Annotated in this window: 25 protein-coding genes; 14 read left to right on the forward strand and 11 right to left on the reverse strand. The window is 62.5% G+C overall.

Features of this window, described 5'->3' with window-relative positions; translation table 11 throughout:
- Positions 1-6: 6 nt before the first annotated feature.
- From sdhD to RA19_RS04110, 7 genes are all read right to left on the reverse strand, one after another.
- Complete coding sequence (gene sdhD, locus RA19_RS04080) at positions 7-378, reverse strand: succinate dehydrogenase, hydrophobic membrane anchor protein (protein WP_039159784.1); 372 nt, start codon at positions 376-378, stop codon at positions 7-9.
- Positions 379-396: 18 nt separating this feature from the next.
- On the reverse strand, positions 397-780 hold the full coding sequence (gene sdhC / locus RA19_RS04085) for a succinate dehydrogenase, cytochrome b556 subunit (RefSeq protein WP_039159786.1): 384 nt from the start codon (positions 778-780) through the stop codon (positions 397-399).
- Positions 781-973: 193 nt separating this feature from the next.
- A complete protein-coding gene (locus RA19_RS04090; protein ID WP_039159789.1) occupies positions 974-1,675 on the reverse strand; it encodes a DUF1194 domain-containing protein in 702 nt (233 codons plus the stop codon).
- A gap of 139 nt (positions 1,676-1,814) precedes the next feature.
- Complete coding sequence (locus tag RA19_RS04095; RefSeq protein WP_039159791.1) at positions 1,815-2,846, reverse strand: MaoC family dehydratase; 1,032 nt, start codon at positions 2,844-2,846, stop codon at positions 1,815-1,817.
- Positions 2,846-3,049: a DUF1737 domain-containing protein gene (locus tag RA19_RS04100; protein WP_039159793.1), complete on the reverse strand. Its 204-nt coding sequence runs from the start codon at positions 3,047-3,049 to the stop codon at positions 2,846-2,848. Before RA19_RS04100 ends, RA19_RS04095 begins: the two co-directional genes overlap by 1 nt.
- A gap of 22 nt (positions 3,050-3,071) precedes the next feature.
- Positions 3,072-3,620 carry an NnrU family protein gene (locus RA19_RS04105; RefSeq protein WP_039159795.1) on the reverse strand — a complete coding sequence of 183 codons (549 nt, stop codon included), beginning with the start codon at positions 3,618-3,620 and terminating at the stop codon, positions 3,072-3,074.
- A gap of 34 nt (positions 3,621-3,654) precedes the next feature.
- A complete protein-coding gene (locus tag RA19_RS04110; RefSeq protein ID WP_039159797.1) occupies positions 3,655-4,509 on the reverse strand; it encodes an HpcH/HpaI aldolase/citrate lyase family protein in 855 nt (284 codons plus the stop codon).
- Positions 4,510-4,859: 350 nt separating this feature from the next.
- Here RA19_RS04110 and RA19_RS04115 point away from each other — a divergent pair, with 350 nt between their 5' ends.
- Positions 4,860-5,174 (forward strand): hypothetical protein, encoded by a 315-nt coding sequence (locus tag RA19_RS04115; RefSeq protein WP_039159799.1) that lies wholly within the window; start codon positions 4,860-4,862, stop codon positions 5,172-5,174.
- A 78-nt stretch (positions 5,175-5,252) separates the two neighbouring features.
- Here RA19_RS04115 and RA19_RS04120 read toward each other — a convergent pair whose 3' ends face one another.
- Positions 5,253-6,008 (reverse strand): sulfite exporter TauE/SafE family protein, encoded by a 756-nt coding sequence (locus RA19_RS04120; RefSeq protein ID WP_039159801.1) that lies wholly within the window; start codon positions 6,006-6,008, stop codon positions 5,253-5,255.
- 158 nt (positions 6,009-6,166) lie between these two features.
- Here RA19_RS04120 and mdh point away from each other — a divergent pair, with 158 nt between their 5' ends.
- The 13 genes from mdh (at position 6,167) to RA19_RS04180 (ending at position 19,175) form a co-directional block, all read left to right on the forward strand.
- On the forward strand, positions 6,167-7,129 hold the full coding sequence (gene mdh, locus RA19_RS04125; protein ID WP_039159803.1) for a malate dehydrogenase: 963 nt from the start codon (positions 6,167-6,169) through the stop codon (positions 7,127-7,129).
- Between the two features lie 77 nt (positions 7,130-7,206).
- Entirely contained in the window at positions 7,207-7,533 is a 327-nt protein-coding gene (locus RA19_RS04130; protein WP_039159806.1) for a hypothetical protein, read from the forward strand.
- Between the two features lie 48 nt (positions 7,534-7,581).
- Positions 7,582-7,767: a hypothetical protein gene (locus RA19_RS26445; protein WP_152615674.1), complete on the forward strand. Its 186-nt coding sequence runs from the start codon at positions 7,582-7,584 to the stop codon at positions 7,765-7,767.
- 35 nt (positions 7,768-7,802) lie between these two features.
- Complete coding sequence (sucC, locus tag RA19_RS04135; RefSeq protein WP_039159808.1) at positions 7,803-8,996, forward strand: ADP-forming succinate--CoA ligase subunit beta; 1,194 nt, start codon at positions 7,803-7,805, stop codon at positions 8,994-8,996.
- A gap of 539 nt (positions 8,997-9,535) precedes the next feature.
- The gene (locus RA19_RS26450) at positions 9,536-9,772 is read left to right on the forward strand and encodes a hypothetical protein (RefSeq protein ID WP_152615675.1); all 237 of its coding nucleotides are present in this window, start codon (positions 9,536-9,538) and stop codon (positions 9,770-9,772) included.
- A gap of 209 nt (positions 9,773-9,981) precedes the next feature.
- Positions 9,982-10,815 (forward strand): class I SAM-dependent methyltransferase, encoded by an 834-nt coding sequence (locus RA19_RS04145; protein ID WP_039159813.1) that lies wholly within the window; start codon positions 9,982-9,984, stop codon positions 10,813-10,815.
- Between the two features lie 18 nt (positions 10,816-10,833).
- Complete coding sequence (gene sucD, locus RA19_RS04150) at positions 10,834-11,718, forward strand: succinate--CoA ligase subunit alpha (protein ID WP_039159816.1); 885 nt, start codon at positions 10,834-10,836, stop codon at positions 11,716-11,718.
- A gap of 1 nt (position 11,719) precedes the next feature.
- Positions 11,720-12,256, forward strand: a complete 537-nt coding sequence (locus tag RA19_RS04155) for a DUF805 domain-containing protein (RefSeq protein WP_039159818.1) — start codon at positions 11,720-11,722, stop codon at positions 12,254-12,256.
- Positions 12,253-15,204 carry a 2-oxoglutarate dehydrogenase E1 component gene (locus RA19_RS04160; RefSeq protein WP_039159820.1) on the forward strand — a complete coding sequence of 984 codons (2,952 nt, stop codon included), beginning with the start codon at positions 12,253-12,255 and terminating at the stop codon, positions 15,202-15,204. Before RA19_RS04155 ends, RA19_RS04160 begins: the two co-directional genes overlap by 4 nt.
- Before the next feature lie 11 nt (positions 15,205-15,215).
- A complete protein-coding gene (odhB, locus tag RA19_RS04165; RefSeq protein ID WP_039159823.1) occupies positions 15,216-16,733 on the forward strand; it encodes a 2-oxoglutarate dehydrogenase complex dihydrolipoyllysine-residue succinyltransferase in 1,518 nt (505 codons plus the stop codon).
- 75 nt (positions 16,734-16,808) lie between these two features.
- The gene (locus RA19_RS26455) at positions 16,809-17,312 is read left to right on the forward strand and encodes a hypothetical protein (protein ID WP_152615676.1); all 504 of its coding nucleotides are present in this window, start codon (positions 16,809-16,811) and stop codon (positions 17,310-17,312) included.
- 45 nt (positions 17,313-17,357) lie between these two features.
- Entirely contained in the window at positions 17,358-18,749 is a 1,392-nt protein-coding gene (gene lpdA / locus RA19_RS04175; RefSeq protein WP_039159827.1) for a dihydrolipoyl dehydrogenase, read from the forward strand.
- Positions 18,750-18,866: 117 nt separating this feature from the next.
- Complete coding sequence (locus tag RA19_RS04180; protein WP_039159830.1) at positions 18,867-19,175, forward strand: EthD family reductase; 309 nt, start codon at positions 18,867-18,869, stop codon at positions 19,173-19,175.
- Between the two features lie 231 nt (positions 19,176-19,406).
- Here the strand turns inward: RA19_RS04180 and RA19_RS04185 are convergent, their stop codons facing one another.
- Genes RA19_RS04185 through RA19_RS04195 form a run of 3 tightly spaced genes read right to left on the reverse strand, consistent with a single transcriptional unit; the run spans position 19,407 to position 21,726 of the window.
- Positions 19,407-20,156: a lysophospholipid acyltransferase family protein gene (locus RA19_RS04185; RefSeq protein ID WP_039159833.1), complete on the reverse strand. Its 750-nt coding sequence runs from the start codon at positions 20,154-20,156 to the stop codon at positions 19,407-19,409.
- Positions 20,153-21,052 (reverse strand): cell division protein FtsX, encoded by a 900-nt coding sequence (locus RA19_RS04190; RefSeq protein ID WP_039159835.1) that lies wholly within the window; start codon positions 21,050-21,052, stop codon positions 20,153-20,155. The genes RA19_RS04185 and RA19_RS04190 overlap by 4 nt, the downstream gene beginning before the upstream one ends.
- Positions 21,049-21,726 (reverse strand): cell division ATP-binding protein FtsE, encoded by a 678-nt coding sequence (locus tag RA19_RS04195; protein ID WP_039160243.1) that lies wholly within the window; start codon positions 21,724-21,726, stop codon positions 21,049-21,051. The genes RA19_RS04190 and RA19_RS04195 overlap by 4 nt, the downstream gene beginning before the upstream one ends.
- Between the last annotated feature and the right edge of the window lie 162 nt (positions 21,727-21,888).

Raw genomic sequence — 21,888 nt, forward strand, 5'->3', positions numbered from 1 at the left:
AGGGAGTTACAGGGCCAGGCGGAGCAGCGCATAGGCGCTGGTCACGGCGACGGCATAAGACAGGCAATTGACCAGGATGATCGTCAGACGGCCTTTGAAGCCGTGGACATAGTCCTCGATCATGATCTGGGCGCCGGATTTGAAGTGCATCATGCCAACCCAGATGGTCAGCGCCGCAACGATCGCCGGGAAAGGGCGGGAATAATAAGCGGTGATCTCTTCATAAGACCCGCCCAGCGCCGACCCGAAGGTGAAGACAAACAGCGGTACCAGGATCAGCAGCGCAATTGAGCTGATCTGCATCGACCAGTGGTGTTCAGTTCCGGATTTTGCAGCGCCCATGCCCACGGCGCGCTTGCGGTCAGTCAGATATCGCATTGCGTGTGCCTCCCGGGCTTAGACGATGATGATAGTCAGGACAGTCAGAACAGCCGAGCCAGCGACCACGAACCAGCCCAGCTTCTCGGCCTGCTCCAGATCCAGCATATAGCCGTTGTCCCAGATCAGGTGCCGGACACCTGCCAGCGTGTGGTACCACAGGCCCAGCGCCGAAAGCGTCATCACCAGATCGCCGAACCAGCTGGTCAGCAGCCCGTTGGCGATCGCGAAATATTCAGGCGAGGTTGCGGCAGCCAGGAACCACCAGGCGATCAGCAGCGCCGAGACGATCAGCGCGTTGCCGGTGATCCGGGTCAGGATCGACGTCACGGAGGTCAGCTGCGGACGGTACACCTGCAAATGCGGTGAAAGCGGGCGGTTGCCCCGATTGACATCGGCCATGTTGGCTCCTTTCCGGTTGGCTGACGACGTTTTAGCCGATTTTTACGTCGTGTCACCCGAAGGAAGGGTTAAAAACCACGGGTTTTTGCGCTGTTGGCGCTAAAAGGCCACGACTTGTGATCACACCGAATATTAAGTGATCACAAAATTGGAGATTGGAAATTTTTTGCAGAATCATCGGGAGTTCTGCAAATCACTGCAAAGCCGCTGCCTGCCGGCCCGCCCCATGCTGCAATGCAGCAGTCTGCCGTGCCACCTCGCGCACCAGCTTCCTCCGGATCCGGGACGGGTAGTCGGCAAAGCTTGCTGCGGTGACCACAAAGGCCCCCTCGCCGCGGATCACATTCTCAAAAAAATACGCAGTCAGATCCGGCTCGCTCTGCTCGATGGCTATGGCATTCACTGTCACCCCCGCGCCCGCCAGCGCCCCATGCGCCTCCCGCGGCTCGACCCCCTCGTTGGAGAACCCGTCACCGGATATGTCGATCACCCTGCGCTTGCACTGCGGCACCGCCGCGAACTGCTCCAGCGCCAGAAACAGCGCCTCGCCAACGGCCGTGGAGTAGTTCCGCCAGGGCCGCGGCGCCAGTTCGATCCGCCGCGCCAGCGCCTCCACATCGGCAAAGCTTTGCACCGGCGCCCAGGGCAGCGTCACCTCCTGCCGGCTCTCTCCGGACCACTGCATCAGCAGCACCTGCGTCCGCCCTTTGACCAGCGCTTCCGCCACCACTCCGTCGCGCAAGCCCGCCGCCAGCCCGTCCATCTGGATGCGGTACTCCTTGGCGTCGACCGACCCGGAGACATCCACTGCCAGCACCAATGCCAGATCGCAGGCCGCCGTGCGGAGCGGCCAAAAAGAAATCAGGGAGAAAACCAGAAGCTGCAAAATGCGCATGAAGGCAGCTTAGGACGCAAATCCGCCGCCGGTCATCACATTTCTGCCAGCAAGAGTCTCTCCCTGCCGCTTCTTTCTGGTCAAAAATACTCCGGGGGTGAGCAGGCGATGCCTGCGAGGGGGCAGCGCCCCCTCTCCGTCACTTCGGCATCAGCGCCCAGTAATCCAGATCCAGCAGCACGTCGGGCAGATACTTGCCATCCTCGCCCTTCAGCTCAAACGGTGCGCCTCCCTTGGTGGCGACCAGCCGCAGCCGGATCGCACCGACGCCGGGAGCAGAGGTATCCGCCTTGTCCAGCACCTCGGACCAGGCCCGCACTGTCAATCCAGACAGGCAGGGGTTGGCATGGGCGCCGCCATTGAGGCCCACGATCATCTGCGCATTGGCCAGCCCGTTGAACGACAGGGTCCGCGCCATCGAGATCACATGGCCGCCATAGATCAGACGGGTTCCATCCGGCCGCGCTGTATTGTCGAAATGCACCTTGGCAGTGTTCTGCCACAGGCGCGTCGCCATCATATGCTCGGCTTCCTCGATGGTGACGCCATCCACATGGTCGATGGTCTCGCCCACCTCGTAATCGCCCCAGCGGTGCGGCTCGCCGGCCAGGGTGAAGTCGTAATTGCTGAAGTCCAGCCCCGCCGGGATCACCAGCTGATCCGCCGGGATCACCTTGTTCAGTTCCGGGATCACGGTTTCGGGTGCAGGCGCCGAGATATCGCGTTTGCGCACCATCACCCAGCGCACATACTCCATCACGCATTCATCGCGCTGGTTCAGGCCACGGGTGCGCACATAGACCACGCCGGACTTGCCGTTGGAGTTCTGCTTGAGGCCGATCACCTCGGACTCGGATCGCAAAGTGTCGCCGGGATAGACCGGCAGCAGCCAGCGCCCCTCGGCATAGCCAAGGTTCGCCAGCGCGTTCAGCGAGATGTCCGGCACCGTCTTGCCGAACACCACATGGAAGGCCGCCAGATCATCCAGCGGCGCCGAAGGCAGACCAGAGGCCCGGGCAAATTCATCCGAAGAATAAAGCGCATGGCGGGCCGGATAGAGCGCATGGTACAGCGCCCGCTCGCCGCCCGACACCGTGCGCGGCACCGCATGGCGGATCACTTCGCCAACGGTGTAGTCCTCAAAAAAGCGGCCCGGATTGGTCTTGGCCATCAGTGTTCTCCCAGTTTGGTCTCAGGCGTGTAGGTTCCGTCCACGTCCTTCACCACCGCCTGGCCGCAGCGCATCACGCCGCGCGCCGCGTCAAAGGCGTAGACAGGCTCGCCCTGCAGCTCCCAGCCCTTGTTCAGCGCAGCCGTTACCTTGTGGCAAAAGGCAGAGGTGTCGTCTTCGGACAAAAATCGGTAGAGTTTCATGGCTTCCTATCCTGCTGAGGGCCTATCCTGGGAAAGGCGACGGCCCGACCATGGAATGGACGTAGCCGATCACCCCCATCAGGACAATCGAAGCCGCAAAGAACATGCCATCCTTGGCAATCGAACCCTTGGGCCCCGGTTGCCATTCCGGCTCGGAGCGGTTGATCACGATGACCTCAGCCACCGCCCAGGCCAGAAGCCCGCCGAACAGGAGGATCGAAGCCAGGTCGCCATTGACCAGCAGATGCGCCGTGGCCCATAGCTTGAACCCCGCCAGCATCGGATGCCGCATGCCGCTCAGCAGCGCGCCTTTTTTCGGTGCCGGGCTCATCATATAGATGGCAATCAGCACCATCAGATTGTTGATATGCACCATGAAGGACGGCGGCGCCCAAACGTGGATGAACTCCATGGACCGGTAGCCCAGCACCATCAGCACAACACCCGCAACCAGCACCAGTGCCACCACACCGCGGCCGCCATTGCCCATGGCGGCGCGGCGCTCCGGCGCCAGCCGTTTGAACAGGTGGCCGCCCCACCACAACAGGATGCCTATGAGCAGAAGCGTCATCTCAGTCTCCCAAAGCTGTTAATCGCGTCAACAGCTAGGCCGAAAGCGCGGCGATTGCATCCGCTTTTGCCAGGATCTCACGCGCCGTCACCACATGCAGGTTCTCAACTATCCGGCCGTCGACCACGGCAACACCCTGCCCTGCGGCCTGCGCCTCTTCAAATGCGGCGATCTGGCGGCGCGAGGTGTCGATCTCGCGCTCAGTCGGGGCAAAGGCGCCGTTGGCAACCTCCACCTGTGCCGGGTGGATCAGCGTCTTGCCGTCAAAGCCCATGTCGCGGCCCTGCGCGCATTCAGCGGCCAGGCCTTCGACATCCTTGAAGGCATTGTAGACGCCATCGACAATCACCAGCCCCTCGGCCTTGGCGGCCAGCAGGCACAGCCCCAGCCCGGTCATCATCGGCAGCCGGTCGGGGCGGAAGCGGGTCTGCAGCTCCTTGGCCAGGTCATTGGTGCCCATCACCATGCCCTGCAGCTTGGGATGAGTGCCAATCGCGGCCGCGTTCAGCATGCCGCGCGGGGTTTCCATCATCGCCCACAGCGGAATGTCCCCGGTGATCTCCGCCAGCGCATCCAGATCTTCCGGCGCGTTCACCTTGGGCAGGAGAATCGCATCGCAGTCCATCTTTGCCGCCGCAATGGCATCCTCGCGGCCCCACTCGGTATCCAGCCCGTTGATCCGCACGATTTTCATCCGCGCACCAAAGCCGCCCGCCTCCAGCGCTTGCGCCAAGGTCGCACGGGCATTGGGTTTTTCGTCCACGGACACCGCATCTTCGAGGTCGAAGATCACCGCGTCCACCGGCAGGGTTTTGGCCTTCTCCAGCGCGCGGGGCTTGGAACCGGGGATATACAAAACCGAACGGTAAGGGCGCGCACGCGGATCCATGCCAACTCTCCACAAGTCATATTGTTGCGCAAATCGGTATAGATTCGATTGTATACTTTCAAGTACAATTCCGCTGCAGCGCAGCAAAAACCTAAGGGCACTTGCGGCAAGGCATTGAATTCACGCGTGCTTTCTTGGCGCACGCTTGATTAACCACTTATCAGCACCTGACAGGCACACTGAAAGATACCAAGGCACAGGACCACTGCCGCCGCCACAGGCCGCACCTGCTGCCAGCAGGCATGAGGCCTGCATGTTGAACTACGTCACACACCGGCCCGCTCAGGGACACCGGGGGATGCCAGCGGGCACCCTTCTCTGTCCGGCCGTTCCGGAAAGGGTAAAACGAGATGAAAAAGACATTTTTCGCACTGCCGGCCACGCTGGCTGCGCTGACCCTGGCCGCCGCCCCGGCCGCCGCCCAAAGCCGCAACTGCGCGCCGCGCGACATGGTGGTCAAACGCCTGGCAGAGAAATACGGCGAAAGCCGCCAAAGCATCGGCATGGGGCAGCAAGGCATGGTGATGGAGACCTTCGCCTCCGGCGAGACCGGCAGCTGGACCATCACGGTGACCACTCCCAATGGCATGACTTGCCTGGTGGCCTCCGGCCAGTCCTATGAAGTGCTCGCAGAAGCACTGCCGGAAGTCGAAAGCGACGCCTAAGCGGTTATTGAGGCGGGTTTCCAGGCTGCAGGTTAAGCGGCCGGGGACGCCGCGCGGGCTGGCAATTGTGAGCAGTCATCAAGTCAGCCCGTCCCAGATCAGCTTGGCGCCGGTAACCGTCAGCAGCACATAGGTCAGCGCAAAGAACCAGCGCTCCGTGATGCTGTGATGCAGACGCACCCCCAGCCAGGCCCCCAGCAGCGCAAAGGGGGCAAGCACCAGATCCAGCAGCAGCGTGTCCCAGGTGAACAGCCCCAGCCAGGCATATGGCACCGCTTTGGCGATGTTGACGGCCCAGAAGATCAGCACAGTGCTGGCCTGATACTCGGTCTTTCGCAACTTCAGGCTGAGGAGATAGACAGCCGCCGGCGGCCCGCCTGCATGGCTGACAAAACTGGTGAAGCCCACGGCCAGCCCGGCAAACAGCCCCGCCCTGTCTGAAAGCCGGGCCGCGGAACCGGCCGCAAACCCCAGCCGCCCGCGCATCTGCCACAGCACAAACCCGACTGAGACCGCGCCGATCAGCACCCGCATCGCATCATCATTGACAGCTGAGTAAATCCAGGCGCCCAGCGCCACACCAGGCAGCCCGCCGCCAATCAGCAGCAGCGACGCACGCAGATTCCAGCGCCCCCAATAGGGTTTCAGCGTCGCCAGATCGATCAGCATCAGCAAGGGCAGCATCAGCGCCAGCGCCGTTCCGGGGTCCAGCACCAGTGCCAGAATCGAAGCCGAGGCAAAGGCTGCACCGGAACCGAAACCGCCTTTGGACACGCCCGCAAAAACGACCGCGGGAATAGCAAAAACGAAAAACATAACATCAAATGCCGCCATTGCCCGCCCCGGAAAGCCCTAAATTCCTTGCGCTTTAGCGTTACCACTGCGGCATACGCAAGTATACCGAACCCTTTGCCGCAGCGCAGAACCCTTGCACGGGGGGCCGTTACGCCGTAGGCATCAGGAAATTTCAACCGGACCGGAGACATTTCCCAATGGCACGACCCAAAATCGCCCTCATCGGCGCAGGTCAGATCGGCGGCACCCTCGCACACCTCGCAGCCCTCAAAGAACTCGGCGACGTTGTCCTCTTCGACATCGCTGAAGGCACCCCCGAAGGCAAGGCGCTGGACATCGCGGAATCCGGCCCCTCCGAAGGCTTCGACGCCTCCCTCAAGGGCACACAGTCCTATGAGGACATCGCAGGCGCCGACGTCTGCATCGTGACCGCCGGCGTGCCGCGCAAGCCGGGCATGAGCCGCGACGACCTGCTGGGAATCAACCTTAAGGTGATGAAATCCGTTGGCGAAGGCATCCGCGACCACGCGCCGGACGCATTTGTGATCTGCATCACCAACCCGCTGGACGCGATGGTCTGGGCTCTGCGCGAATTCTCGGGCCTGCCCCACGCCAAGGTCTGCGGCATGGCCGGCGTTCTGGACTCCGCCCGCTTCCGCCACTTCCTGGCCGAGGAATTCAACGTCTCCATGAAAGACGTCACCGCATTCGTGCTGGGCGGCCACGGCGACACCATGGTGCCTTCCGTGCGCTACTCCACCGTTGCAGGCATCCCGCTGCCCGACCTGGTCAAGATGGGCTGGACCTCGCAGGAGAAGCTGGACGCCATCGTGCAGCGCACCCGTGACGGCGGCGCCGAAATCGTCGGCCTGCTGAAAACCGGCTCCGCCTTCTATGCGCCGGCCACTTCGGCGATCGAAATGGCCGAAGCCTACCTGAAAGACCAGAAGCGCGTGCTGCCCTGCGCCGCCTATTGCACCGGCGAGATCGGCGTCAAGGACATGTATGTGGGCGTGCCCACCGTGATCGGCGCCGGCGGCATCGAGCGGATCGTCGACATCCAGCTGACCGAGGAAGAGCAAACCATGTTCGACAGCTCGGTCAACGCGGTGAAAGGCCTGGTTGACGCCTGCAAGGGCATCGACCCCTCGCTGGCCTAAGAAAAGCCGGGAAATCCCGCATTGAATGCGCGCCATCCGGCGCGCATTTTCTTTCCAGAGTCATCTCGGGAAGAACCATGTATCTGCTGGCGATCAAGCTGTGCATCCTGTGCATTCCGGCCGTTTCCGTTCTTTGGGCGACGCAGCACGCCAAAGCTTCGATACTCCGCAAATCCAGAATCTCCTTGATTGGCTTTGCGATACTGCTGCTCGTCGCCTGGCCTGTGTTCGGATTTGTGCTTTTTCTTGGCTTCAGCATTGGCGGCGGCAATCCCAGCGTCCTGCAGATCGTGGTCCCGGCGCTGCTAATGTCATCCCCTCTCCCGGCCGCTGCAGGGATCACGCTAGCGGCAGCCCGCTTCCTAAAAAGGCGCATCGGCGCTCAGGCATCAAAGGACGCGTGATTTTCCGCGAAGGGCCGGCGTGCCTGAAAACAGCCGCGCCGCAACGGCATGACGCTTCTGCCTTGCAATGCGGCGCTTGCGGCCTACGGCGGCATTCGAATCAAAGCCGTTAAGCTTTCGAAAATTTGTGATCACACGCCGGAAATGCGTGATCACAAAAACCGAAAATCTTCATCATTTCCTGCTCTGCTGTCAAAAAAGCCTTTAACACTTGGCTTTAACACGGCCTATTGAAGACAGATTATTGCAGCCAGACGGGACAGTTTCAGATGAACATCCACGAATATCAGGCCAAAGCCCTCCTTCGCAGCTACGGTGCCCCGGTGTCCGACGGACGCGTGGTGCTGAAAGCCGAAGACGCTAAAACCGCCGCCGGCGAACTGGACGGGCCGCTTTGGGTCGTCAAAGCGCAGATCCACGCAGGCGGCCGCGGCAAGGGCTCATTCAAGGAAGCAGACGCCGGCGAAAAAGGCGGCGTGCGCCTGACCAAATCGGTGGAGGAAGCGGCCGAGGAAGCCAAGAAGATGCTGGGCCGCACCCTGGTCACCCATCAGACCGGCCCCGTCGGCAAGCAGGTGAACCGCATCTACATCGAGGCCGGTTCCGGTATCAAAACCGAGCTGTACCTGGCGCTGCTGGTCGACCGCCAGACCTCGCGCATCTCCTTTGTCTGCTCGACCGAGGGCGGCATGGACATCGAGGAAGTGGCCGCCGCCACCCCGGAAAAAATCCTGTCCTTCTCGGTCGATCCGGCCACCGGCTACCAGGCCTACCACGGCCGCCGCATCGCGTTTTCGCTGGGCCTCAAGGGCGCCCAGGTCAAGCAGTGCGTGAAACTGATGGGCCAGCTCTACAAAGCCTTCGTCGAGAAGGACATGGAGATGCTGGAGATCAATCCGCTGATCGTCGGCGACGACGACAGCCTCAAGGTGCTGGACGCCAAGGTCGGCTTTGACGGCAACGCGGTCTACCGCCACGCCGACGTGGCCGAGCTGCGCGACACCACCGAGGAAGACCCGAAAGAGCTGGAAGCCTCCAAGTACGACCTGAACTACATCGCGCTCGACGGTGAGATCGGCTGCATGGTGAACGGCGCAGGCCTGGCGATGGCCACCATGGACATCATCAAGCTCTATGGCGCTGAGCCTGCAAACTTCCTCGACGTCGGCGGCGGCGCCACCAAGGAGAAGGTCACCGAGGCCTTCAAGATCATCACCTCCGACCCCAACGTCAAAGGCATCCTGGTCAACATCTTCGGCGGCATCATGCGCTGTGACGTGATCGCCGAGGGTGTGGTTGCAGCCGTCAAGGAAGTCGGCCTGCAAGTCCCGCTGGTGGTCCGCCTTGAAGGCACCAATGTCGAGAAAGGCAAGGAGATCATCAACACCTCCGGCCTCGACGTGATCGCCGCCGACGACCTGAAAGACGGCGCCGAAAAGATCGTGAAGGCGGTCAAAGGCTGAGCGGAATGAGAGTCAGTTCCATTTCGGCTGTTAGCTTCGCGCTGATGTGTGCGGCGTGTTCCAGCGGTTACACCGCTGGAGACGCCGAGCTGAACCTTGTTGCCGCAAGTAGTGAAGTCCCGGAACAAGGCGCTTATGTTGCAACCGCAGCGCCAGCTGCAGGCGGGCGATACGATCCTGCAACCGACGTCTTCGTTCCGGCACCCGGTACCAATGGCAGCCACGAGGTATTGAGTTCCACCGCCGCACCCGCGACTTCACAGACAACTGCGAATGCACCAGCAGCCTTTGCGAGCGCAACCGTGCCGGCAGCCCCGGTGCAAAACGTTGCGTTCTCCTCCTCCGCCAGCCCGGCAGGCGAGGTGCCTCTTTTGGTTCAAACCTGTGTTCAATCCGTTTCCGGAGCTTTCGGGAATGCTGATGGGCTCGCACAGAGGGGCTACAAGCTGCAACGTGCCTCGGAGTCCCGCCGCAAATTCCACCGGAAGTTTCAGGTCTCCACTTTTGCGGCTCTGAATGGCTCCCACCGGTCCTCAGGATTGGAACTGCGGGCAAATCCGCGGCGCTCCGAGAACTACTGCTCTGTCACAGTCACAAGCAATGAAAGCCCTGGCAGCGTGACTGCGGCTTTGCGCAGCACTCTTGCGAACGCAGGTTTCCACGAAATCGGCGGTGACACTTGGAGCAATGGCAGCAGGCAATTGAAGGTGTCCCAGTTCCTGTCCGGCTCCAGGGTCGCCTGGACCACCTCGGTCAACATTACTGAGGTCCGGTAACGCAATCTTGCGCCCCTTGGATCAGATCACTCTAGGAGCCTTTCAAATGCAACGACCAACTGGCGGAAACAAACTGGCCATTGAACAGCAGCAAGCTGCTTCAATGACTGTTTCCCCAACAGCGCAAGGTCAAGACAAATGAAAGCCCCTGTCTACCTCATAAGCTTGCAGCAAACCGCTGCGCGCCTCTCGAAACAGGAACAAGTCTGATGCCGCAGGCAACCTCAGATACCGGTCTGCAATCGTCTCCGGACGATGCACAGCCGCGCGCTTGCCCGGCCTGCGGCAGCAGCGGGTATCAGCGGCTTGCCGAATACTCTCCTGACCATTGGGAAATGGCGGAATGCACAGACTGCGGCTTTGTCTTCCTGCGCAACCCGCCGGGCTACGAGGCATTGAAAGAGGAATTTGCCTGGGAAACCACCTACCGGGCCAAGAAAGCCTCTTCCAAAGGCTCCACCCCTTTCAGCCCGGTTGCCCGCAAAATCCGCAATGCGCTGCGTATGAGCCGGAACAAGTCCCGTTCCTACCGCCGGTGGTTCGGCGACGGGCATGTTCTGGACATCGGCTGCGGCGCCGGCCACCGCGTGCGCGCACCGATGACGCCCTACGGCATCGAACTGTCGACCGGCCTGCACAAGATTGCGGATGAGCGGATGCGCGCGCGCGGCGGCTACTGCGTGCACGGCCCCGGCGCCGAAGCGATCTGGGAGTTCCCGGAAGAAACCTTCGACGGCATTCTCATGTATTCCTACCTGGAGCATGAAACCGAAGTCGGAAAAGTACTTGCCGGCGCCCACAGGGCACTGAAACCCGGCGGCGGGGTTTTTGTCCGGGTGCCGAATTACGCCTCTCTGAACCGCCGTGTTGTTGGACCGAAATGGTGCGGCTTCCGTTACCCCGACCACGTCAACTACTTCACTCTGCAGAGCTTGACCGCTGTTGCCGCAAAGGCCGGTTTCACAACCCGCCTCGTCAACCGGATCTCGCTGCACATCGACGACAATGTCTCTGTGCTGCTGCGGAAAAAACCCACTTCCTAACGCAAGGATGAAATCGATATGGCAGTCCTCATCGACGAAAACACCAAGGTCATCTGTCAGGGCTTTACCGGCTCGCAGGGCACCTTCCACTCCGAACAGGCCATCGCCTACGGCACCAAGATGGTCGGCGGCGTGACGCCCGGCAAAGGCGGCATGGAGCATCTGGGCCTGCCGGTCTTTGACTCGGTGCATGAAGCCAAGCACGTGACCGAGGCCAATGCCTCTGTCATTTATGTGCCGCCGCCGTTTGCCGCGGATTCCATCCTTGAGGCGATCGACGCCGAGATGGACGTGATCGTCGCCATCACCGAAGGCATTCCGGTTCTGGACATGATGCGGGTGAAGCGGGCGCTGGAGAACTCCTCCTCGATCCTGATCGGCCCCAACTGCCCCGGCGTCATCACCCCGGACGCCTGCAAGATCGGCATCATGCCCGGCCACATCCACAAGCGCGGCAACGTCGGCGTGGTCTCCCGCTCCGGCACCCTGACCTATGAGGCGGTGAAGCAGACCTCCGACGTGGGCCTGGGCCAGTCGACCTGCGTCGGCATCGGCGGCGACCCGATCAAGGGCACCGAGCATATCGACGTGCTGGAATGGTTCCTGGCCGATGACGAAACTGAGTCCATCATCATGATCGGCGAAATCGGCGGCTCCGCCGAGGAAGAGGCTGCCCAGTTCCTGGCCGATGAAGCCAAAAAGGGTCGCTCCAAGCCGGTTGCAGGCTTCATCGCAGGCCGCACCGCCCCTCCGGGCCGCCGCATGGGCCACGCGGGCGCGATTGTTGCCGGCGGCAAAGGCGGTGCTGACGACAAGATCGAAGCGATGAAATCCGCAGGCATCGTGGTCGCCGAAAGCCCGGCCGGCCTCGGCGAAGCGGTTCTGAAAGCGATCGGCAAGTAAGATGCCGTCTACTCTGCGGGAAAACCTCAAGCGCGCACTGAAAAGACCATTGGCTTTTTCAGGCCGCTCCTCCCGCGGAGAATTCTGGGCCTTCGCTCCATTAAGCGTGGGCCTGCCGCTCTTTGCCGCCACTGTAAGCCTGCAACTGGAACTTGGCTTTTGGCTTGTGCTCTTGCTCACTGCTGCAGCGGCCCTGCCGCTTTTCGCGGCTGGCTGGCGGCGAGTGCAAGATACTGGAACTTATGGAAGCGATGCTATCGAGCCGTGGAAGTTCTTCTTTCTGGCTTTGGTGCTTGGGTATTTCACCAAATCCATCTTCCTGTGGGCAGACACCCAGATCAGCGCCGGAGCCGATGGCCCAACCGGATTTGGCGTCATGATTGCTGCCGCGCTAGCCGGAATTCCTATGGCTATCGGCGCCGCTACCGCAGCCTTCGCATTTCTATTTACGTTTCCTCAAGCTGCAGCCTTGACTCTGCTGCCGTCTGACACTGGCACCAACAAATACGGTCCCAACCCGCACGAGGCACCCCAATGACCGAACAAAGCCCAAACGACCTCTTCCACGCCTCCTCTTTCATGCAGGGGCACAATGCGGAGTATCTGGAGCAGCTTTATGCCCAATACGCCAATGACCCGAATGCGGTGGATGCCGCATGGGCTGAGTTCTTCCGCCAGATGGGTGATGCCGAACTCGACGTGAAGGCCGAAGCCAAAGGCCCCTCCTGGGCCCGCAACGACTGGCCGCCCGCATTGGACGACGACCTCACCGGGGCGCTGACCGGCGAATGGCCCGCCCCCGCCGAGGCCAAGGGCGCCGGCAAGAAGATCCGCGACAAGGCCTCTGCCAAAGGCGTCGAGGTCACCGACGACCAGATCCAGCGCGCGGTGCTGGACTCGATCCGGGCGCTGATGCTGATCCGTGCCTACCGGATCCGCGGCCATCTGGCCGCTGAGCTGGACCCGCTGGGCATGCGCTCGGCCGCGGCACGGCCTGAACTGGACCCCAAGACCTATGGGTTCTCAGATGCCGACATGGACCGGCCGGTGTTCCTCGACAACGTGCTGGGCCTGCAGGTTGCGACCATGCGCCAGATCGTCGAGATCGTGAAGCGCACCTACTGCGGCACATTCGCGCTGCAGTACATGCATATCTCCGACCCCGAGCAGTCCTCCTGGCTGAAGGAGCGGATCGAGGGTTACAATAAGGAAATCAAGTTCACCCGCGAGGGCCGCAAGGCCATCCTCAACAAGATGGTTGAGGCCGAGGGCTTCGAGAAATTCCTGCACGTCAAATACACCGGCACCAAGCGGTTCGGCCTGGATGGCGGCGAGAGCCTCATTCCGGCGATGGAGCAGATCATCAAGCGCGGCGGCGCGTTGGGGGTGCAGGACATCATCATCGGCATGCCGCACCGCGGCCGCCTGAACATCCTGGCCAACGTGATGGCCAAGCCTTACCGCGCTATTTTCAACGAATTCCAGGGCGGCAGCTTCAAGCCCGAGGATGTCGATGGCTCCGGCGATGTGAAATACCATCTCGGCGCCTCCTCCGACCGGGAGTTTGACGGCAACAGCGTCCACCTCAGCCTCACCGCCAACCCGTCGCATCTGGAAGCGGTGAACCCGGTGGTGCTGGGCAAGGCCCGCGCCAAACAGGACCAGCTGAGCGACGAGGACCGCACCAGGGTGATGCCGATCCTGCTGCACGGCGATGCGGCCTTTGCGGGCCAGGGCGTTGTTGCAGAATGTTTTGCTCTGTCGGGCCTCAAGGGCCACAAGACCGGCGGCACCATGCATATCGTGGTGAACAACCAGATCGGCTTCACCACCGCGCCGCATTTCTCGCGCTCCTCCCCCTACCCCACCGACAACGCGCTGGTGGTCGAGGCGCCGATCTTCCACGTCAATGGCGACGACCCGGAGGCTGTGGTGCACGCGGCCAAGGTCGCGACCGAGTTCCGCCAGAAGTTCCACAAGGACGTGGTGCTAGACATCTTCTGCTACCGCCGCTTCGGGCATAACGAAGGCGACGAGCCGATGTTCACCAACCCGATCATGTACAAGCGGATCAAGGGCCATAAGACCACCCTCAGCCTTTATACCGACCGGCTGGTGCGCGACGGTCTGATCCCCGAGGGTGAGATCGAAGACATGAAAGCCGCCTTCCAGGCGCATCTGAACGAAGAGTTCGAAGCCGGCAAGGACTACAAGCCCAACAAGGCCGACTGGCTGGACGGCCGCTGGTCGCATCTGGACAAGAAAGACGCCGACTACCAGCGCGGCCGCACAGCGATCACGCCGGAAACCATGGCGGAAATCGGCACCGCCCTCAGCGGCGTGCCCGAGGGCTTCCCGCTGCACCGCACCGTCGGCCGGGTGCTGGACGCCCGCGGCAAGATGTTTGAAAGCGGCGAGGGCTTTGACTGGGCCACCGGCGAGGCGATGGCCTTTGGCTCCTTGATGCTGGAAGGCTACCCGGTCCGCCTTGCGGGTCAGGACGCCACCCGCGGCACCTTCTCGCAGCGCCATTCCGGCATCGTCAACCAGGAGACGGAAGAGCGGTACTACCCGCTGAACAACATCCGCTCGGGCCAGTCCCATTACGAAGTAATCGACTCGGCGCTGTCGGAATATGCTGTGCTGGGGTTCGAATACGGCTACTCGCTGGCGGAACCCAATGCGCTTACCCTTTGGGAAGCCCAGTTCGGCGATTTCGCCAACGGCGCCCAGATCATGTTTGACCAGTTCATCTCCTCGGGTGAGAGCAAATGGCTGCGGATGTCGGGCCTAGTGTGCCTGCTGCCGCACGGGTTCGAGGGCCAGGGGCCGGAGCACTCCTCAGCCCGGCTGGAGCGTTTCCTGCAGATGTGCGGCCAGGACAACTGGATCGTCGCAAACTGCACGACGCCCGCGAACTACTTCCACATCCTGCGCCGCCAGCTGCACCGCACCTTCCGCAAGCCGCTGATCCTGGTCACGCCCAAGTCGCTGCTGCGCCACAAGCTGGCGGTATCAAAGGCAGAGGAATTCACCACCGGCTCCAGCTTCCACCGGGTGCTGTGGGATGATGCCCAGCATGGCAACTCCGACACCCAGCTGGTGCCGGATGATCAGATCAAGCGCGTCGTCATGTGCTCGGGCAAAGTCTACTACGACCTGCTGGAGGAGCGCGACGCCCGCGGCATCGACGACATCTACCTGATGCGGATCGAGCAGTTCTACCCGTTCCCGGCGATCTCGCTGGTGAAGGAGCTCGAGCGCTTCAAACAGGCCGAAATGGTCTGGTGCCAGGAAGAGCCCAAGAACCAGGGCGCCTGGACCTTCATCGAACCCAATATCGAATGGGTGCTGTCCCGTATCGGCGCCAAACACACCCGGCCGGCCTATGCAGGCCGCGCCACCTCGGCCTCGCCTGCCACCGGCCTGGCCAGCCAGCACAAAGCCCAACAAGCAGCCCTCGTGAACGAAGCGCTGAGCATCTGAGGAAGAGAGACATGACCACCGAAGTCCGCGTGCCCACTCTGGGCGAATCCGTGACCGAGGCCACCGTGGCCACCTGGTTCAAGAAACCCGGCGATGCTGTCAGCGCCGATGAAATGCTCTGCGAGCTGGAAACCGACAAGGTGACGGTCGAAGTGCCCTCGCCCGCCTCCGGAACCTTGGGCGAGATCGTGGCCGGCGAAGGCGATACCGTCGGCGTCGACGCGCTGCTGGCCACTTTGACCGAGGCCAATGGCGCCGCCGCAGCCCCTGCCGCAGCAGCAGCACCGGCTCCTGCTGCTGCGCCCTCCGGCGGCGATAGCGCACCGGTGCCGGTCATGGTCCCCGCACTTGGCGAGTCGGTCTCTGAGGCGACCGTTTCGTCGTGGTTCAAGAAAGTGGGCGACAGCGTTGCGCAGGACGAGATGCTGTGCGAGCTGGAAACCGACAAGGTTTCCGTCGAAGTGCCCGCCCCCGCGGCCGGCGTGCTGACCGAGATCATGGCCGCCGAAGGCGCCACCGTTCAGGCGACTTCACAGCTGGGCGTCATTGCCGGCGGCGCTGCCGGCGCCTCCCCTGCTCCGGCAGCACCTGCAGCCGCGCAGAACCCCGCCGTGGCCGCCGCTGCCCCAGCCAAGGATGTGGCCAACGCGCCTTCGGCCGAGAAAGCCATGGCCGAGGCCGGCCTGAACGCGTCGCAAGTCACCGGCACTGGCCGCGACGGGCGCATCATGAAGGAAGACGTCTCTGCCGCCGTGGCTGCCGCCAAGGCTGCGCCCGCGACTGCCCCGGCGCCGGCCCAGGTGCGCGGCCCGGTCACCGCCGATGACGCGGCGCGCGAAGAGCGGATCAAGATGACCCGCCTGCGCCAGACCATCGCCAAGCGCCTGAAGGACAGCCAGAACACCGCTGCCATGCTGACCACTTACAACGAGGTGGACATGACCGAGGTGATGGCGCTGCGCAACGAGTACAAGGACCTTTTCCTGAAGAAGCACGGCGTGAAACTGGGCTTCATGTCCTTCTTCACCAAGGCCTGCTGCCACGCGCTGAAGGAAGTGCCGGAGGTGAACGCCGAGATCGACGGCACCGACATCGTCTACAAGAACTTCGTCCACATGGGCATCGCCGCAGGCACCCCCACGGGCCTGGTTGTGCCGGTGATCCGTGATGCGGACTCCATGTCCTTTGCCGCGATCGAAAAAGCCATCGCCGAAAAGGGTGCCCGCGCCCGCGACGGCAAGCTGTCGATGGCGGAAATGCAGGGCGGCACATTCACCATCTCCAACGGCGGCGTCTACGGCTCGCTGATGTCCTCGCCGATCCTGAACCCGCCGCAGTCCGGCATCCTGGGCATGCACAAGATCCAGGACCGCCCGATGGCGATCAACGGCCAGGTGGTGATCCGCCCGATGATGTATCTGGCGCTGAGCTATGACCACCGCATCGTCGACGGCAAAGGCGCCGTGACCTTCCTGGTCCGCGTCAAGGAAGCGCTGGAAGACCCGCGGCGATTGCTGATGGATCTGTAATTAACAATTGATCCCCCGGTGCTTCCTTTCCTATGAGGAAGCACATCACCAATAACAAAGATAAGTCTGGATTTCATGAAACTTCGCCATCTTTTTCCTTTTGCAGCAGTTGCCGCCCTTTCAGCATGTGCAGACGCTCAGATCGAACAACCCCCAATCGCATATAATGCGACACGTGCCCTGCATGAACGCGGCACAACTACATTTACATTCCGGGCATTTTCCAAGGAAAGCGGCAGCCGTAAGGAGATTTCCGGGGTGCCGTGCAAGCTGCAGGGCCAAGGTTTCAACTCGGCCTTTACCACCCCCGCCGTTGTCATAGCCCCCGAAATCGGAGCGAAAGCCCAGGTTGCATCAGTTACCTGCAGCTACAACGAGGAAGCCAAGACCAAAGTTCTCGAACCCTACAACAAAACCGTCGCTGATATAAATGCCAACGCGAATGCTGCAGCTGTAAACCACGGTTTGCTTGGCGCACTTGTCGGAAGCATCGCAGCAGGTGTTCAAACATCGCGCCGCGATCCTTCGAAAGACATCTATGCATATCATAGCAGCTCTGTTGTCTTCGCAGATAATTAATAGCGTTCGGGACTGAGGGCGCATGAAAATAGATAGGGACACAAAATGACAGCCTATGACGTCATCGTAATCGGCGCCGGCCCCGGCGGCTATGTCTGTGCCATTCGCTGCGCCCAGCTGGGGCTGAAGACAGCTGTGGTCGAGGGGCGCGAGACCCTGGGCGGCACCTGCCTGAACGTGGGCTGCATTCCCTCCAAGGCGCTGCTGCATTCGACCCACCTGCTGCATGAGGCCGAGCACAACTTTGCCCATATGGGCCTCAAGGGCAAAAGCCCCTCGGTCGACTGGGACCAGATGAAGGCCTATAAGGACGAGGTGATCGGCCAAAACACCGGCGGCATCGAGTTCCTGTTCAAGAAGAACAAGATCGACTGGATCAAGGGCTGGGCGTCCATTCCGGCGGCCGGCAAGGTTCAGGTGGGCGACGAGGTGCATGAAGCCAAGAACATCGTGATCGCTTCCGGCTCGGTGCCTGCCTCCATTCCGGGCGTGGAGATCGACGAGAAGATCGTGGTCTCCTCCACCGGCGCGCTGGAACTGCCGAAGATCCCGAAAAAACTGGCGGTGATCGGCGCAGGTGTCATCGGGCTGGAGCTGGGTTCGGTTTACGCCCGCCTCGGTTCCGAGGTGACCGTGGTGGAATACATGGACGCGGTCTGCCCGGGGATGGACAAGGACGTGCAGCGCTCCTTCAAACGGATCCTGGAGAAACAGGGCCTCAACATCATCCTGGGTGCCGCGGTGCAGGGGGTGGAGACCACCAAGACCAAGGCCAAGGTCAAGTATCAGCCCAAGAAGGGCGGTGATGAGGTCACGCTGGACGCCGATGTGGTGCTAGTGGCCACGGGGCGCAAACCCTACAGCGAAGGTCTTGGCCTGGATGCCCTCGGCGTCAAGATGACCGAGCGCGGCCAGATCGCCGCGGACAACCACTGGCGCACCAATATCCCCGGCATCTATGCCATCGGCGATGTGATCGAAGGCCCGATGCTGGCCCACAAGGCCGAGGATGAGGGCATGGCCGTGGCCGACGTGATTGCGGGCAAGCACGGCCATGTGAATTACGGCGTCATCCCGGGCGTCGTCTACACCACGCCTGAAGTCGCCACTGTCGGCGCCACCGAGGACGCGCTGAAGGCCGAGGGCCGCAAGATCAAGGTGGGCAAGTTCATGTTCATGGGCAACGCCCGCGCCAAGGCCGTCGGCCAGGCCGAGGGCGGCTTTGTCAAAATCATCGCCGACAAGGAAACCGACCGCATCCTGGGCGCCGCCATCATCGGCCCGGCCGCGGGCGACATGATCCACGAGCTGTGCGTGGCGATGGAATTCGGCGCTTCGGCCGAGGATGTGGCCCTCACCTGCCACGCGCATCCGACCTATTCGGAAGCGGTGCGCGAAGCGGCGCTGGCCTGCGGCGACGGGCCGATCCACAGCTGATCTCCGGCCGGACGGCAGACACTGGAAGGGCAGCTTGACGCAGCTGCCCTTTTTCTATTGGCAGCCTGGCAAGGGCCGGCTCTAGTGTCTCTGCAATGCAAACACAGGAGGCCCTCAATGCCCGTTTCACTGCAAGTCATCTACCCTGTCAGCGCAGAAAGCCGTTTCGATCACGGCTATTATGCCGCAACCCATATGGCGCTGGTGGACGAATATATCGCACCGCACACTCAAAGCATCATTGTGACCAAGGGGCTGACCGGCGGCCCGGACGTGCCCGCGCCGTTTCATGCTGTCGCAACCATGGTGTTTGCCGATCAGGCCGCATTGGATGCGGCAATGCAGGCAGCAGGCCCCGCTTTGGCCGACATTCCGAATTTCACCAACGTGCAGCCGCAGATTCTGATTGGCGACGTGGTACGCTGAAGAAGCGCCGGGCCGGCAGGGGTTTCCTGCCAGCCCGGTCCGGCTCAGCGGCCGGCACCTGTGAGTGGTGGTGCAAACGCAGGACGGGTTCGCTTGCTGAAGCTATCAACGCATCCCGGCCCGGTTTCCGTCGCGGGCCGGTGCAACCATGCGCGTAAAAGTTTTCAGAAACCTTTTGCCAAGGAAATTATGAATTTCCTTGGTCCCGCCAGCCGCCTGTGCTTCGGCAGATCAATTCTGCAACGCGGGTTGCCCGGGATCGAACCCGGCTTCGCGCATCAGGGCCGCCGAACGGCCTTCCACCGTCTCCTCCAGCGCCTTCATGAAGGCTTTCGGCTTCAGCCCGGGCTGCATCGGTTCCAGGAACTCCACCACCCCTAGGCCCGGGTTGCGCATCAGCCCGTTGCGGGGCCAGAAGACGCCAACGTTGGTTGCCACCGGAACGCAGGCCTGCTTCAGGCCCTCATACAGCACCGCTGTGCCGACCTTGTAAGGCTTCTCGGCTCCGGGCATCACCCGCGTCCCCTGCGGGTAGATCACCAGCTGGCCGGGCTCGCGGCTTTGCGAAGCCACGTCCTTGACCATCTTGGCAATCGCCGCGCCGCGCTTGCCGCGGTTCACCGGCACACAGCCCAGGCGGCGGGCATAGACGCCGATCACCGGCGTCCACAGCAATTCGCGCTTCATGATGAAGCGGGCCGAGGGCAGCGCGTTGAAGATGATCAGGATGTCCAGGAAGCTCTGGTGCTTGGCGGCGATGATCACCTCGCCTTCGGGCACCGGGCCGCGCACTTCGGTGCGGATGCCCACCATCCAGCGTGCTGTCCACAGCACCCAGCGGCAATAGGTCTTGCAGGCCGCCCGGGCACCCTTGCGCGACACCACGGCCCAAGGGGCAAAGATTACCCCCAAAACCAGCATGGAAGCATAGACATGAATGTCGAACAGCACCGAGCGCAGCAGCCGGAAAAAACGGGTCACGACAGTTCTCCCAAACGTTTGGTGGCGGCGCGGGTGGTGGCGGCAAAGGCCACCACAGCGCCCAGCGGCGGGATCATCAGCGGCACCAGCCAGCCCCAGCCCTGGAAGCCAAGGCCGGTGAGAAAGCCGCCCTCGTCCGAGGCTTCCGGCATCAAAAGCACCCCGATCATGCCCAGGGCAACCCCCGCGGCAGCACCGGTCAGCGCCCGCAGTGTAAAGCGGCGGATAAAGGCCTGGGCGATGTAGCTGTCGAGCGCGCCCACAAGCCGTAGCACCTCGATCACCTGGGCATTGGCTGCAAGCGCTGCATTCGCCGCAAGGGTGATCATCGCCGCGGTGGCGCCGCCGATCAGCAGGATCGAGACCCAGGCCAGGCGGCGCAGCGACCGGGCCGCCTCCACCAGCGGCGCGCGCCAGCGGGTGTGGTCGTCCAGCACCGCACCGGGCACCTCGGCCTGCAGCCGCAGCCGCAAGCCCTGGGCGTCGTAGCCCTGATCATCGCCGGTCACCTCGATCAGCTGCGGCAGCGGCAGGCTGCCTGCAGGCAGGCTGGAGCCGAACCAGGGCGCCAGCAGCGCCGCCTGCTCCTCGCCGGTCAAGGCACGGGCAGTAGCAACGCCCGGGGTCTGACGCAGGATTTCCAGCGCCGCCTCAGTCTGTGCCACCCGCTGCTCAGCCGGGGCGTTGATGCGCAGAGTGGCGGCGCGGGCCAGTTCCGAGGCCCAGCGGTCGGCGAGACGTCCCGAGGCCATCGACAGCGCCAGCGCAAACACCGCCAGGAACGCCATTGCACCCGAGACAAACAAAGTCAGATGGGCGGTAAAGCCGCTCGGCGGCACCACCCGGTTGGCCTGGGCATCGCCCAGGATCAGCCTGCGCAGCCTGCCGTCGTTCATAGGTCCGCTCCCGCCAGCTGCAATTGCCGGTTTGAAATCCGCAGCACCCGCGCCTGCACCTGGTTCTTGGCGGCCCGGATCAGCGACAAGTCATGGGTGGCGACTAGGATGGTCTTGCCCATCCGGTTCAGCTCTACCAGCAGCTGCAAAAGCCGCTGCGACATTTCCCAGTCGACGTTGCCGGTCGGCTCATCCGCGATGATCACATCCGGCGAGAGGATCACCGAGCGGGCCAGCGCCGCCCGCTGCCGCTCGCCGCCCGACAGCTCCGGCGGCAAGGCATGGGCGCGTTCGCTAAGACCGACCCAGTTCAGCAGCTCGTTCAGGTTGGCCTCTTCGTGGGAAAGCTCCCGGCCGGAAACCAGCAGCGGCAGGGCAATATTCTCGATCACCGGCAAATGGTCCAGGAACCGGCAGTCCTGATGCACCACCCCGACGCGGCGGCGCAGAAAAGCCATCTGATCGCGGTCCAGCCCCTGCACATCCATGTTAAAGGCGCGGACCCGGCCCGAGGTCGGAGTCAGCGCGCCGTAGCAGAGCTTCAGCAGCGTGGTTTTGCCCGCCCCGGACGGGCCGGTCAGGAAATGGAACGACCCCGGCGCCAGCTGCACCGAGACGGCGTTCAGCAGCTCGCCGCCGCCGTAATTGTAGCCCACATTCTCCAGCTCGATCACTGCTGCCCCCCGCAAGCGCCTTTTCATTTGCGCCCCGGTGTTTTGCCCCAAGGGGCGGCCAGTTTCAATGGGGCTCTGTTGCTTGGAAGCCGCCGCCGCAAGCGGGCTTGGGCCCGGGTCCGATTGACCCTTTCGCGGCCTTGCCGTTCTGCCTATAATCCT

The organism is Leisingera sp. ANG-M1, from assembly GCF_000813745.1.
Lineage (GTDB): Bacteria > Pseudomonadota > Alphaproteobacteria > Rhodobacterales > Rhodobacteraceae > Leisingera.